Annotated in this window: 12 protein-coding genes; 1 reads left to right on the forward strand and 11 read right to left on the reverse strand. The window is 39.2% G+C overall.

Features of this window, described 5'->3' with window-relative positions; translation table 11 throughout:
• Window positions 1-66: 66 nt before the first annotated feature.
• From RCP16_RS11300 to RCP16_RS11345, 10 genes are all read right to left on the reverse strand, one after another.
• Window positions 67-831 carry a DeoR/GlpR family DNA-binding transcription regulator gene (locus RCP16_RS11300; protein WP_137222386.1) on the reverse strand — a complete coding sequence of 255 codons (765 nt, stop codon included), beginning with the start codon at window positions 829-831 and terminating at the stop codon, window positions 67-69.
• 416 nt (window positions 832-1,247) lie between these two features.
• On the reverse strand, window positions 1,248-3,206 hold the full coding sequence (locus RCP16_RS11305) for a PTS fructose transporter subunit IIABC (protein WP_137222384.1): 1,959 nt from the start codon (window positions 3,204-3,206) through the stop codon (window positions 1,248-1,250).
• 37 nt (window positions 3,207-3,243) lie between these two features.
• On the reverse strand, window positions 3,244-4,155 hold the full coding sequence (gene pfkB / locus RCP16_RS11310) for a 1-phosphofructokinase (RefSeq protein WP_308640280.1): 912 nt from the start codon (window positions 4,153-4,155) through the stop codon (window positions 3,244-3,246).
• Window positions 4,156-4,157: 2 nt separating this feature from the next.
• Window positions 4,158-4,904, reverse strand: coding sequence for a DeoR/GlpR family DNA-binding transcription regulator (locus RCP16_RS11315; protein WP_137222380.1), 747 nt, complete (start codon window positions 4,902-4,904; stop codon window positions 4,158-4,160).
• A 538-nt stretch (window positions 4,905-5,442) separates the two neighbouring features.
• Window positions 5,443-6,399, reverse strand: coding sequence for a DUF1861 family protein (locus RCP16_RS11320; protein ID WP_193555942.1), 957 nt, complete (start codon window positions 6,397-6,399; stop codon window positions 5,443-5,445).
• 20 nt (window positions 6,400-6,419) lie between these two features.
• Window positions 6,420-7,499, reverse strand: a complete 1,080-nt coding sequence (locus tag RCP16_RS11325) for a mannose-1-phosphate guanylyltransferase (RefSeq protein WP_273593605.1) — start codon at window positions 7,497-7,499, stop codon at window positions 6,420-6,422.
• On the reverse strand, window positions 7,492-8,601 hold the full coding sequence (locus tag RCP16_RS11330; protein WP_308640281.1) for a prenyltransferase/squalene oxidase repeat-containing protein: 1,110 nt from the start codon (window positions 8,599-8,601) through the stop codon (window positions 7,492-7,494). The genes RCP16_RS11325 and RCP16_RS11330 overlap by 8 nt, the downstream gene beginning before the upstream one ends.
• A gap of 1 nt (window position 8,602) precedes the next feature.
• The gene (locus tag RCP16_RS11335; protein ID WP_083243410.1) at window positions 8,603-9,784 is read right to left on the reverse strand and encodes a glycosyltransferase family 4 protein; all 1,182 of its coding nucleotides are present in this window, start codon (window positions 9,782-9,784) and stop codon (window positions 8,603-8,605) included.
• Window positions 9,785-10,120: 336 nt separating this feature from the next.
• Entirely contained in the window at window positions 10,121-11,110 is a 990-nt protein-coding gene (locus tag RCP16_RS11340) for a D-cysteine desulfhydrase family protein (RefSeq protein ID WP_069327017.1), read from the reverse strand.
• 90 nt (window positions 11,111-11,200) lie between these two features.
• Window positions 11,201-11,854: a serine/threonine-protein kinase gene (locus RCP16_RS11345; protein WP_308640282.1), complete on the reverse strand. Its 654-nt coding sequence runs from the start codon at window positions 11,852-11,854 to the stop codon at window positions 11,201-11,203.
• A gap of 224 nt (window positions 11,855-12,078) precedes the next feature.
• Here RCP16_RS11345 and RCP16_RS11350 point away from each other — a divergent pair, with 224 nt between their 5' ends.
• Entirely contained in the window at window positions 12,079-12,453 is a 375-nt protein-coding gene (locus RCP16_RS11350; RefSeq protein WP_069327015.1) for a ribosomal protein L7/L12, read from the forward strand.
• Window positions 12,454-12,524: 71 nt separating this feature from the next.
• On the opposite strand, the gene RCP16_RS11355 is transcribed toward RCP16_RS11350, so the two are convergent.
• Window positions 12,525-13,970 carry an FAD/NAD(P)-binding protein gene (locus RCP16_RS11355; protein WP_308640283.1) on the reverse strand — a complete coding sequence of 482 codons (1,446 nt, stop codon included), beginning with the start codon at window positions 13,968-13,970 and terminating at the stop codon, window positions 12,525-12,527.
• Between the last annotated feature and the right edge of the window lie 172 nt (window positions 13,971-14,142).

A 14,142-nucleotide genomic window follows, 5' to 3' on the forward strand; every position in this document is an offset into this window, starting at 1 on the left:
TGATGATGTTGGAATAAAACGCTTACAAATATGCTCTATGATAAAGCTTTGAATAGAAGAATGTAGTTATGCGATTGTCACTCCTATACCAAGCTTTCTCAACTGATGAATAACATAAGGCGGTACTTCTGAATCCATAATGCAATGATCAATTTCGGATACGTCTGCAAATTTAGCATAAGCGATATTACCGATTTTGCTATGATCTGCGAGTAAAATGACTTGCTTGGCAATTTCAATCATTTTGCGCTTAATAGCAGCTTCTGTGAGATTAGGGGTAGTAACACCTTCTTTGAGATCAAGACCATTCGTTGCAATAAAAGCTTTGTCTACGCGCACCATATCCAGTGAACGCTCTGCAATCGGGCCAACAAAAGCTAAAGTGTCTGGCCTCAGCAATCCGCCAATAATAGATAACTCAATATTCCGACAATCTCGAAGCTCACTGAGAACTATGACAGAGTTCGTAATGACTCGAATCCCCGACATATTCTTAAGCTCTCTAGCTAGTGGAAGAGTGGTTGTTCCTGAATCAAGCAAGATGGTATCTCCTGAATGAATCATCTCTACTGCTCGCTTCGCTATACGCTCTTTCTCTTCTCGAAAAGAATCTTCTTTGTCGACCATGTTTGGTTCAAAATTCACACTTTGAAGTGATACTGCTCCCCCGTGTGTTCTTTTCAAACGCTTTGCATCTTCTAACTCTTTGAGATCCCGACGAACCGTTGAATCGGATACACCAAAAGCTTCCCCTAGTTCTTGAACAGATGCCCTGTGATTCTCTTGTAAATACTGAACCATTTTATGCTTTCGTTCTTCTTCAAAAAGCATGGGACAACCCACCTGTCTACATATGTTAGCTAATATTGTGTTCATCACACTCTCATGATCGAGAATGATCGTTTACTGATTTTTTTCGACAATTTTCGTGATCGTTTGTGATTACTATTGATTGATTTTGATTATAACAGCGTTTTCATAGACTGTAAATAGATTTTTATAATTCTTTTGAACTAATTCATTTTCTAGGAGTTATAGATTATATATCGTCAGTAACTTGCCTAATATTTACATATATTTGCACGATTTCGCTCATTTTTTTTAATTTATAGTGTGAAATGATCACATAATACAAAATACGACATTATACTGCATCATGTTGACAACAAAAAAAACCTTTATCAAAAGAACAGAGGCTATATGTAATCAGCTTAATCTTTTGATAAAGGTTTTGAAGGGTTAAACTATTATTTAGCTACAAGTACTTTTTTCCATAAACCTAGAATTAATCCTGAAATAACAGCACCAATCGCAACAGCTAACAAGAACAATAAAGCATGATTTGCTAATGCCGCTACGAAAATACCACCATGAGGTGCAGGGATATTAATACCCCAAAATTGTGTTAATCCGCCTGCAACCGCAGAACCGATAATACAAGATGTTAAAATACGTAATGGATCAGCTGCTGCAAAAGGAATCGCACCTTCGGTTATAAAGGACAATCCAAGCACGTAGTTAGTCAGACCTGACTTACGCTCTTGCTCTGTAAATTTGTTTTTGAAGAATGTAGTCGCCAAAGCGATAGCTAACGGAGGAACCATACCGCCCGCCATAACAGCCGCCATCATTGTACCATTTACATTACCACTCGATGTGAATACACCGATTGCAAACGCATAAGCAGCCTTGTTAAATGGGCCACCCATATCGATCGACATCATTCCACCTAAGATCAGACCCAGAATAACAGCATTTCCAGTTCCTAAATTATTCAATACGTTAACCAACCAAGTGTTAATCCCACCAAAGATTGGATCGAAGATATAATACGAAATGGTACCGGTAATCAGCAAACCAAGTACAGGATATAACAAAATCGGTTTAAGACCATCTAACGTTTTTGGTAATCCAGCCAGTAACTTACGTAGACCGAGAATTACATAACCTGCTAAGAAACCAGCTGCTAGACCGCCAAGGAAACCAGCATTAGAGTTCGCCGCCATCAGACCTCCGACCATACCTGGCATTAATGCCGGACGATCACCGATACTCATTGCGATAAAACCAGCTAGAATTGGAATCAGGAAGAAGAATGCTCCTTCGCCGCCACCAATCGTTTGTAACAGTTTAAAGATTTGGCTATTCTCGCCTGCTGTCTGCTCGATTAAGAACGAGATCGCAAGTAAAATACCACCACCGACAACGAATGGCAACATGTGAGAAATACCATTCATTAAGTCTTTATATATTTTGCTACCAATTTTAGTTTTTTCATTTGAAGAAGAAGTTTCAGAAGACGATTTGCCCCCTGCACTATGATAAATAGGAGCATCTCCATTCATCGCTTTACGAATCAATTCTTCGGATTTACGGATACCATCACTAACCGGTCTTTGCAAAACAGGCTTACCATCAAAACGAGCCATTTCTACATTTTTGTCCGCAGCTACGATAACTCCGCTTGCACGGCGAATCTCATCATCGGTTAGGACGGTTTGGGCACCTTCAGAACCGTTTGTTTCTACTCTGATCTCTACGCCCATTTCTTGCGCTTTTTTGATCAGTGCATCTTCCGCCATAAACGTATGAGCAATTCCTGTAGGACAAGCAGTAACAGCAACTACAAATGGTTTGTTGTCTTTGCCTTCAAGAGTAGCTTCTGCTTGTTGTACTGTTGCATTTTCTTGTTGTTTGGCTTGTTCTCTTGCTGCTTTAGCTTCCGCTTTTGCTTTTTCAGCAGCTTCTTTTTCTGCTTGTTGAGTATCAAATAAAGCCGATACTTCATCAGGATTAGTCGTATTCATCAATTTTTCGATGAAATCGCTATCAATCAGTAGCTTAGAGAGTGCTGCCAGTGTACGCAAATGAGTATTAGCTGCTCCTTCTGGTGCTGCAATCATAAAGAACAAATGAGCAGGTTCTCCATCAAGAGACTCGTAATCTACACCTCTTGTACTTTTTGCAAACACGACAGTAGGCTCGTTCACTGCTGTTGTTTTGGCATGAGGCATTGCAATACCGCCACCAATACCTGTACTCGATTCGCCTTCACGCTTCAAAATCATTTCTTTGAATAGCACTTGGTCATTGATTCTTCCACTGGCTGCAAGGCTTGCGATCAATTCATCAATCGCGCCTTCTTTGGTTGTTGCTCGTAAGTCCATGATCATCGTTTCTTTGATCATTAGATCTGTAATTCTCATTGGGTTACACTCCTTTGTTGGATTCAATCAACAGATTCTATAATTTAACAATAGTAACTTGTGGACGTAACTCTTCAATTTTTTCACGTGTTGCTAGATCATCTGAAAAGGCAGTCGCACTACCTGAAGCAACACCTGTACGGAAAGCTTCTATTGGATCGTGAGTAGATACCAATGTACCGGTAAATCCAGCAATCATTGAATCGCCTGCACCTACAGAATTTTTCACTGTACCTTTAGGCACATTCGCATGATACACTTCCTCCGGTGTGATCAATAAAGCCCCATCGCCTGCCATCGAAATCAGTACATGTTGCGCACCAAGTTCAAGCAATTTACGACCATACGTAATAATATCTTCACGACTCGCAATCACAACACTGAACAGTTCTGCTAATTCATGATGATTAGGCTTCACTAATAGTGGACGATCTGCAAGCGCTTTGAGTAGTGCTGGCCCTGTTGTATCGATCACAAATTCTGCACCTGTCTGCTTACATACTTCAATTAAGCGATCGTAGAAATGAGCTCCTAATGAAGGCGGTACACTTCCGGAAAGAACAACAACATCTTCTTTGCTCAATTGAGACAATTTGGCAACCAGCGCATCTGCTTCTTCTGTACTGATATTCGGCCCTTGCCCATTGATCTCTGTTTCTTCTCCATGTTTCAGCTTTACATTAATTCGTGTATCATCTGCCACATGGACAAAATCAGTCGAAATGTGTTCAGCATGAAGTTTATCTTCTATATATTGACCAGAAAATCCACCGACAAAACCAAGGGCTGTATTCGGCGCATCTAAACGATTCAAAATACGAGATACGTTGATTCCTTTTCCACCGGGAAGTTTCAAATCCCGTATCATTCGGTTCAAGTCACCTAGCTTCAGTTCGTCCACTTCCACGATATAATCTATGGAAGGATTAAGCGTTATTGTATATATCATGGTTATCCCTCGATTATTTTAGTTTTTTGGGCAATCGAACGTTGCCATTGTTCTGGCATAGCTTCGGTGATTAATACAGCTTCATTTAGATTAAATAATTTGGCAAACGTGATTTCACCGATCTTACTCGAATCTGCTAGTATATACGTCTGACTGGATAATTCATGTGCACGTCTTTTAATTAAGGCTTCTTCAGGATCTGGCGTTGTATATCCCATCTCTGCATCTATGCCGTTTGCTCCGAGAAAACATTTATCAAAGCGGAAGTTGTCCATATTCTGGAGCGCTATACTTCCAATAACGGCTTTGGTATGCATTTTCATCATACCTCCCAACAAATAACTTCGAATCTGTTGCTGAACAAGAGCTTCAACATGAGATAATCCGTTGGTCACCACTGTAATGTCTTTTGCTTCAATATAAGGAATCATGGCAAGCGTCGTTGTTCCTGCATCGAGATAGATACATTCACCATCCAAAAGCTCTTGTGCTGCTAATTTGGCAATAATATCTTTTTGTTGAACGTTTGTGAATGTTTTTTCATCCATACCAGGTTCCTGGCTTTTTTGATGAACTAGGGCTGCTCCCCCATGTATACGCTTTAGCAGTTGGCGACTTTCAAGATCGATCAAATCACGACGAATGGTTGATTCCGAAGCACCTAAAATATCAACTAATTCTTGCAATTTAACAATGCTTCGTTCCTGTAAGCGCTGTAGAATTAAATGGTAGCGTTCTTCTGTCAGCATGATCATTCCTCCAACTCCAACTATCGTATCACAAACCTAACAAAAAACAATCACTTTCATTCAAAATAATCCATAAAAATTCAAATCATGATTGTTTTCGTTCACATTTTGATAAATATTTGGAGGGATTTGGATTCTTTTATAAGATTCACTATTATTTTCATCGGTCAACACATGATTTTTGTAAAGTGCTCTATTAGGCAGTTCATTTTATACTCTATCTTTTATCATGAGCGTTTCTATACAAATCAATTCTGGGCTTTTTATGATATTGGCATGCTTGGAGTTGGGATGCTCCTCTGCCGACGATTGCTGAACGGTACAAAGAAACAGGCGATGCCAGTCTGATCTAGGAAGGACATTTTGCAGGCATTGAGAAAGCGAGTGCAGGGTGGATTCGTGCTATAGCGACCGTACCCGATTGAACTATAGCTCAAAGCAAAACAAGGCTATCTCACAATCTATAATCTGATTGTAAGATAGCCTTGTTTATATACATTCTATATTGATTAGCGAATTATAGTCATTCTACTTCACACTAATGTTTGGTCAAAATAATCTGCTCATACTCTACAAACGGATCAGGGATATCAATACAATAAGATTCGACATCACTTGCCCCTACATACAATATGGCACGATCATTCGCTTCACGTGTTAATCCACCACTAAAAATAACATCGACTAAATCTGGACGCTTGGCAGGGCCTTCTGGAAAATCATTTCGAACAGCAATAATTTTCAGTTCAGATTTCTCCCGTGTCCATGGATTGAGTACAAAAGACATCGCATGATAATGTAGTATCTTATGTTCATCTCGATAAGCAATATGACCGAGTATGCCTAATAGTCCATTATTTAGCAAATGAATTTCGTTTGCTCCGCCCCATTCATTTTTATCGAATTGATCTTTAAATACAGGCGCACTAATAATATTAGATTCAGATAGATTTTGAAAAGATTCAAAAATACCAAATCCTATCAAAGCGATTGCCCCTTCTACACCAAATGGTCGAGAAAATACAGCAATATTGCCATCAGCCATTTCATTTAAGCGAATATCTTTCATATTCCAGGGGCCTGTCACTGCATATTCAAAATCATGGATCGTTTTGCCACGATATAGTAAAGTACGCCAGCCAATAATCTTATGGTCCGGTTCTTGGTTCCGATAAATTTCCACGCCACCAAAGATCAATTCATCGTCTAGCTTCGTAATAAACGGATCTTGTAATTGAAAAGGCGTGAGATCTTCTTTCGGTTCCCATACCTCTCCATTACGTACAAAAAAGATCACTTCAGAGTCTTCGGAATCTCTTGCTTCTACACGTCCCGCAATATACAGTTCTCCATCATTCCAGAAAGGAGCTGTAATATTATAGACATCCAGACCATCTACTCCTGTAAAATGGAGCTTGGTTCCTTTTTGCTCGGCAGGCGTATACTCTGACAGTAATTCCCGGCACGTTTTGATATCCCAATCTAATTTCATCATGAGGTAAGAGTCAACCTTTCTCAGGTATATTCCTGAAGTCCTTTTTCTTTCAACATGATCACCATATCTTTGATATCCTGCGCACGGTCTTTGGCACAGATTAATAAGGCATCTTCTGTGTCTGCAATAATCAAATGATCCAGACCTATCGTAGTAATTAATCGCTTTTCTCCATAAATAATAGAGTTACGTGTATCAATGCCTACATAATTGGCTTTCACAATATTGCCTTCTGCATCCGGTGGGAAAATCGCACCTAAAGCATCCCAGCTTCCAATATCATTCCATCCAAAATCACCTTCAAGCACAACCACTTCATCACAACGTTCTAAAATACCATAATCAATCGAGATATTTTGCAATAACGGATAAATCTGATTGATCATCTCTTCTTCTTGATCGGTACCTAGATAAGCAATCAAAGGTAGCATTGTTTTGTACAATCGAGGTAGGAAACGCTTGAAGTTATCAATGATTGTAGATGTTTTCCAGATAAACATACCACTATTCCATAAATAATGCCCTGTTTCTAGATAAGATTTGGCTTTGACAAAGGTAGGTTTTTCTACAAATTCAGCAACTTCGTATACAGGACAAGGAGTATTCATCAACGGTTCGCTTTTACACGAAATATAACCATAGCCTGTTGCTGCAAATGTAGGCTTGATGCCTATCGTTACAATTTTGTCTGTTTCGATAGCAATTTGACACGCTTCTTCTAACTTGGTGCGGAATTTCTCTTCTTGTGTAATATGATGATCAGAAGGGAACACAATCATTAAAGATTCGCCATGATTTTTTTCGATATATAGAGCAGCTAGCAGAATACTTGCAGCCGTATTTTTGGAAACAGGTTCTACGAGGATATTGGAAGCTTGTACACTGGTATGCATAATACTTTCAAGTAAAGTCGCTTGAGAGCGATGGGTCACAATAATGGTATTTTCCATAGGTATGACTCCATCAAAGCGTTGAATCGTATCATTTAGCATAATATCGTTACCACTAATATTTAATAATTGCTTGGGGAGATCTTGCCGGGAAAGAGGCCAGAACCTCGTTCCTCCTCCACCTGCAAGAATAGTCGCAAATCTATTCATTGCCCATCACCGCATGAGCCATGCAGTAAGAGACGATATTCTCTGACCCTTGATTGAGATTTAAGCCTACTGCATGAATACCATCATAACAACCGCCTGTTTGACGATCAATCAACGATTCATTACGTGAATTTCTGCCGTGGAACCATTGATAGCATAACAAAGCTTGATCATGATACTTTTGTACACCAAGTATTTTGTAAGCTTCATAACAAGCCATTAACATCTCAGAAGCTTCGATCGGTTGCTCATCATAAGGTGCAGCAGGCTTACCACGCTGTAACCAACCATGACTACCTATCGGCTTGAAATAACCTTCAGAAACAAATGTTAACTCCGCCAAGAAATCTAAGCTTTCCTGGGCTGTTTTTTGAAAAGCAGCTGTATTGGAATGTTGAGACGCTTTGAACAAAGCCCACGGTAACATTGCATTACCATAAGTCACTTTGTCTTCAAACCAGTGCCAATCTGCGCTAGCATGACCTTGATACAGATTGTGCAGACGAATCCCCATATTCTGAATCAAAGATTCGATTCGTGTGCGTGGTAAGAATGAAGCGCCTGATTTCTCACCTGTAGCAAATGGGAATGTATACGTTAACGCACCTGGAGTATCGAGCATAGTTGTTAATCCGATCAAAGCATACCCAATCGCTCTTGGAGCACGAATATTCTCCAAAAATGGAAGTGCACGGTTGATCATAAATTTACATGTATTTTGCAAATTATCTGGAATCGAAGGCTCTGCAATAGTGACACCTAATGCCCACAGACATCTGCCCTGACAATCTTCAGAACCTGTTTTTTCTATAAATGTACGGTTATAATCCATAAAGTTACGGAAGCTACCATTTTCATTTTGAGCATGGTAGATAAAGGCTAGATACGTATGCACAAGATCAAGGGAAGCCTGATCTTGTTTGGTTTTATAAAGTAATACCGCTGCGATGAGCGCTCTTGCATTATCATCAGAAGTGTAGCCTTTCGAACGGTCAGGAATACCAAATTTGGTGTGTTGAAAAATCCCTGTATCATCGGTTAAGCGTCGTAAGTAATCTGCAGATAAGGTAGATGTTGGCGTTGAATCGATGACGTTTTCCATTTTATACTGCACTCCCTTTTAATCCGTAACTGCTAGACATGACTTCACGAAATAGTTTGGCATAGGACTTCACAACTTCGCTCCACATCATGGTTTGTCCAAGAGCCAAGGTTTTGTTTTCCATTTCTGTCTTCAGCTCTGGGTGATCTAATATATTCAACATATGCGTTTCTAACGATGCTGAATCATTGAACTCTGCTAGCATCCCTCTGCCATCTGCTAACATTTCAATAGCATAACGATAAGGCGTTGAAATAATAACACGTCCGTATCCTATTCCATAAGCCAGTGTTCCACTTACAGCCTGATCTTTTCCCAAATAAGGAGTCAAATAAATATCAGACATGACCAACGACTGAACCACTTCTTCTTGCGTCAACAGTCTATCTACAAAAGCGACATTGTTCTCAAGTCCAAGTTCAGTGACCAAATCAGTTAGCTTTTGACGATATACTTCACCGACCTGTTGTTTCACGACTGGATGTGTTTTTCCCCATATAATATAAAGCGCTTCTGGATGTGTTTTGACAACACCGCTCATCGCTTGAATCGCATATTCGATTCCTTTACCCGGGCTCAAAAATCCAAATGTAGATAATACTTGACGATCACTATATCCATAACGTTCTTTCAATTCAGTACGACTACCTGTGTCAACAAACGGAACACCATGATGATACATTTCTATTTTATCAGCAGCAATATCGTACACTTCGATCAAATCTTGTACTTTATTCTGCACCATTGTCACTACTTTATAACTCATATCTGCTAGCTTTTTCATAATCTGACGTTGCTTATCGCTAGGTTCAGATAGAACGGTGTGGAAAATAATAATAAACGGTATGGTTAAATGTTCTGCAAGTTCTACAACATACTCGCCACTTTCGCCACCGTAAATACCAAATTCATGTTGAATCACCAGTACGTCTGTGTTGGATTGATTCAATTCATTCGCTGCTTTCAAATAATCAGCACGTTCAAACTGATTAATTTGCCCCATGACCTGACTACCGTACTCATATGTTTTGTCATTGTTTACAGCCATAATATGTGGAGGATTAAAATCGCTTATTTTTTGAATTTCATCAAGCATATCTTGCGAAAAGGTAGCCAATCCACATTCTCTTGGTAGACTGGTTCCTAAAAATACAATATTCCGTTTTTTGATCTCTTTGTTCATAGTTATTTTCTCCCTTTTATTATATTATTTTCCAAAATGAGATAACAAAAAAGAAATAAAGATACCTTTATTTCTTAAGATCGAATAAATTTGTATTTGATTCTGTACGTATTGGATAAGCAATTAAAATGAGTCATGATGTATATTCTTAGCTGATATGTGTATCTTTCCGTTCCTATCTGCTTTCCTAACTTTACCACTGGGTGTATAAGTTGTCAAATAATTAACTTAACGTGGTACTATATTTGACAAATGAAAATAGTGAATAAACTTAATCCAATCACAACACCATATTAAGAATAAAATGATGTATGTATAATGGGCTTTGTTTATTATTTAAAATTCAAAAGATGCACTGTGAGGAAATAATCCGTATAATCCGCCAGTATGAATAAATAAGATATTTTGTAAGTCTTGGAATGTACCTTTACGAATTTCTTCAACTAACCCATAAAAAGCTTTCCCCGTATAGACAGGATCAAGAATTACACCTTCTAGCGAAGCCAGATCTTTAATACACTGTAATTCTTGAGGTTGACTTTGAGCATAACCTTTACCTACATAGCCATCTATGATTTCTATCGCTTCAGTCGGTATCGTAACCGATTGATCAAGGTAATGAGCACTTTCTTCAATAACTGTAGTGATCGCTTTTATAAAATAATCTTCATCATCACACACATTAATCCCTATAATACGATGTGAAGTAGGAAGTAACTGTTGAGCTAGCAATAATCCACCATGTGTACCCCCTGAGCCTACTGCCACAATAACAGCATCGAAAGAGATACCTAATTCTTGCTCTTGTTGGACAATTTCTTGTAGCGCTGAGAAATATCCAAATGCACCGATTCCGCTTGAAGCTCCTTCTGGAATCACATAAGCTTGTTGCCCTTTAGCCGATACTTCATCAGCAATCGTATGCATAATATCCATCCGATGATCTCGATAATCTTCACTACTGATCCAACGTACTTCTGCACCTAATAAATGATCCAACAATAAATTGCCTTCGTATGTATCAGGATCATGACCACGTAATACAACGATCGCTTTTAACCCGAGCTTGGCGGCTGCGGCGGCTGTTGCACGACAATGATTCGATTGAATCCCTCCACAAGTAATCAACGTATCACAACCCTGGTCGATGGCTTCGCGAATACAATATTCCAGTTTGCGAATTTTGTTACCTGACAATTCAGTCCCTGTCTGATCATCCCGCTTGATATAGATGGAAGGTCCTTGTAATTGCGCAGAGATACGCTCTAACTTTTCGATCTTGGTCGGTAGATTAGCCAGTATGATTCGTTCCGGGATAGTGATCATCGGATAATGCCTCCTTTATAGACTCTGTATGATCTATTACTTCTATATACCTTATTTAGGATAAATGAAAACAAAAGACACTACATCAAGTCAATGTCTAGCTAGTTGAGCTTTTTTTCGTTTACGATATACTTGATAGCCTTTGCGTACACCTTCCAACATGATACCTGGCACTGGAAATAATATACGAGAAGCGACAGGCAAATATACACGGTAATATGCTTTTTTGAAGTCTGCCCACATTTTACATTCTTCTTGTTTATAAAAGTCAGAGATATCTACGATCAGCCCTCGCCCATGTTCAACCATCACATTTTTACCATGGATATCATGAGGACGTAGACCTTTGGAAATAGCATAATCGAGCGCCGCATCTATATCTTTGATCGCTTGTTCAGAGACTAGAATTCCGCGTTTCATACATTCATAGACGGTTACACCTCGTAGACGCTTTAGAACTAGAAAATTCTCCCCTACATAATAACAAGCGGAATACGCAGGATGTACACCTAACTTTTCATAAACGGCTGCTTCTTCTTTTAAGCCTGTTTTCCCAATTGCATATACTTTCACTGCATAATCTTCATAATCGGGATGATAAAATACAGCTGCATAATTCCCTGCACCGAGTAAAATCCATGGCTGAGGTGCATTTTTTACTCGTACAGGCTCCATAAAATGAAAACTTTCTACAATAACATGAGCGATCAATTCATCCCTTATTTGCTGTAATAACTTCTCCATCTCATACGCTCCCTATAGCTTCATTCATCAACAGGTTATTCTTTTCTAAGTATGTACATACTGTAAGTGATTCACAGTATTATTTTACGTGATAATGTAGCAAAACGCATCTACATTTCATAGATTTATTTCACAAAAGATAAACAATAGATGCTGATATGACCCCTAATCTGATGTATGTTATACTTTTGTAGATGACTATATAAAGAAAGGAGCAAGATACCATGAATACATATGAAATTGTGGCGATGATTGCGCTTGTATTATCCGTATTTCTGTTACTGCGTGTCATTAGTCTACAAAGTCAACTCAACGAAATAAAATCAGATCTAGAATGGCTCAAAAATCGGCCGGGTAATGCAGGAGTGTCTACCTCTTATCGTGCCAAGTCGGTATCTTCAACAAGTGAAGTTCATCCTCCTCATTCACCGCCAATGATTGACCAAGCTACTTTTGAAGAACGTATATTGTTTTTGACTCATGACAATAAAAAGATTCAAGCGATCAAAGAAGTTCGTGAAGCACGTGGATGGGGACTCAAAGAAGCCAAAGATTATGTAGATCACTTGGAAAATGAATACAAACAAAAAAACCTGTAAGCACGATTTCAACGTGTTTGCAGGTTTCTTTTTATAGAACGATCATTAAGTTACAGACTTTCAAAGTTTACTTATACATCTACGGTATTGGCTACTTTCGGCCATTGTCCGATAAATTCATCTTCAGCGTAAGCGAAGAAGTTGTGTAAAATATCTGCTCGATCGTCTAAAAACAATTCATCCGCAATCGCTCCGACTAACTTCGGTATCGCAAATCGCATGCCTGAAATCGCAGATGCCGATAATCCACAACTGACCAACGCAGAATAGTTAAAAACATACAATCCATGCAGTCGTTCTTTACCAGCTTCATCTCGACTTTGCAGACCGAACCCTGCATTAAGATACGGATGAGCATCCAATAATGGATTAGCCACTTCTGCCGGTGCTGTATATTTATCACTCCAACGTGCAATATGAGACTCTACTAACTTCAATTCAGGACGTAATGCGGGATCACTTAATAATCCTGTACTGATAATTAAGAAGTCAAACGAAAATCTTCCTTGAGGTGTGGTAACGACAGCTTGCTCACCTACTTGTTCAACCTTTAACCATGGTGCTCCCAAATGAAGATGAAATCCATCCCATGCAGATGCACGTTCAAATGTATCATTGGTGGGTGGTTGATTGTATTTGAAAAAGTGCCCGATTGCTGCATATTTATCTTCATCTTGCAAAGCGGCAAACCGTTCAATCATACCCGATACTTCCATTTGTCGAATCGGATTGATTCGTGGTAATTGTTCACGTCTGACAAAAACATGAGCTTCGCCTACACCTTGCGTAAGGGCAAAATGAGTATTATCAAAAGCGGAAGCTCCGCCACCTAATATAGCTACTTTTTTGCCTTTTAACGGTTCAAAATCAATATCTGCTGAAGTATGAGCATACAGATGAGAAGGCAGATGATTACGGATCATTGGTGGAACATGCCACTCTCCTCCTCCTTGTATACCTGTCGCCAACACGACTTTCCGTGCTAAAAGTACGTCATTAACGCTTACTGAATCTGAGCTGGTATTCTCGATATGCAGACGGTGAATCCCTTCTTCGGTCGGTTCGATCAGCTTCAAGCGTACATGATTGCGTACAGGTAAATCAAGAATATGGCGATACCACCGTAGATAATTCATCCAGTCTCCACGTGGAATTTTATCCACAGCTGCCCATCCTTCTGCACCTGTCTGTGCTTCCCACCATGAGCGGAACGTTAATGAAGGAATCCCTAGATCTATTGATGTTAAATGCTTAGGAGTACGCAAAGTGACCATCCGTGCATACGTTTCCCATGGACCCTCGACCCCTTCTTTATTTTCATCTATAACCAAAATATTCGATATCCGTTCACGCAATAATCCAAAAGCCGCGCCCAGACCACTCTGACCACCACCTACAATCACGACATCATAGACATGACCTGCTGGATGTTGCAATGGACGTACCCAATCTGCTCCTCCATAAGCTAGATAAGAAAGGTCTGTTTTCACACGTTGATTCAGTTCTGCCAAACTCATACTCTCTCATCCTTCCTCTGCTCTATATCTATTGCTTATTAGAATGAATTGAAGCCATTTAATATGTGATGTTGATGTGATATATTATTTTATTTTAAATTTAAATGTAATGAGATGTAACTTGTAAGCTTATTATATATGTAATATTCTTCTTTTTAAAAGTTAATGATAG

This window comes from Paenibacillus nuruki, from assembly GCF_963311185.1.
Classification (GTDB): Bacteria; Bacillota; Bacilli; order Paenibacillales; family Paenibacillaceae; genus Saccharibacillus; species Saccharibacillus nuruki.

What these genes read in the sequence shown, in the direction of transcription:
- RCP16_RS11300 (WP_137222386.1), bottom strand. Translation starts at nt 831, where the DNA reads ATGCTTTTTGAAGAAGAACGAAAGCATAAAATGGTTCAGTATTTACAA.
- RCP16_RS11305 (WP_137222384.1), bottom strand. Translation starts at nt 3,206, where the DNA reads ATGAGAATTACAGATCTAATGATCAAAGAAACGATGATCATGGACTTA.
- pfkB (WP_308640280.1), bottom strand. Translation starts at nt 4,155, where the DNA reads ATGATATATACAATAACGCTTAATCCTTCCATAGATTATATCGTGGAA.
- RCP16_RS11315 (WP_137222380.1), bottom strand. Translation starts at nt 4,904, where the DNA reads ATGCTGACAGAAGAACGCTACCATTTAATTCTACAGCGCTTACAGGAA.
- RCP16_RS11320 (WP_193555942.1), bottom strand. Translation starts at nt 6,399, where the DNA reads ATGATGAAATTAGATTGGGATATCAAAACGTGCCGGGAATTACTGTCA.
- RCP16_RS11325 (WP_273593605.1), bottom strand. Translation starts at nt 7,499, where the DNA reads ATGAATAGATTTGCGACTATTCTTGCAGGTGGAGGAGGAACGAGGTTC.
- RCP16_RS11330 (WP_308640281.1), bottom strand. Translation starts at nt 8,601, where the DNA reads ATGGAAAACGTCATCGATTCAACGCCAACATCTACCTTATCTGCAGAT.
- RCP16_RS11335 (WP_083243410.1), bottom strand. Translation starts at nt 9,784, where the DNA reads ATGAACAAAGAGATCAAAAAACGGAATATTGTATTTTTAGGAACCAGT.
- RCP16_RS11340 (WP_069327017.1), bottom strand. Translation starts at nt 11,110, where the DNA reads ATGATCACTATCCCGGAACGAATCATACTGGCTAATCTACCGACCAAG.
- RCP16_RS11345 (WP_308640282.1), bottom strand. Translation starts at nt 11,854, where the DNA reads ATGGAGAAGTTATTACAGCAAATAAGGGATGAATTGATCGCTCATGTT.
- RCP16_RS11350 (WP_069327015.1), top strand. Translation starts at nt 12,079, where the DNA reads ATGAATACATATGAAATTGTGGCGATGATTGCGCTTGTATTATCCGTA.
- RCP16_RS11355 (WP_308640283.1), bottom strand. Translation starts at nt 13,970, where the DNA reads ATGAGTTTGGCAGAACTGAATCAACGTGTGAAAACAGACCTTTCTTAT.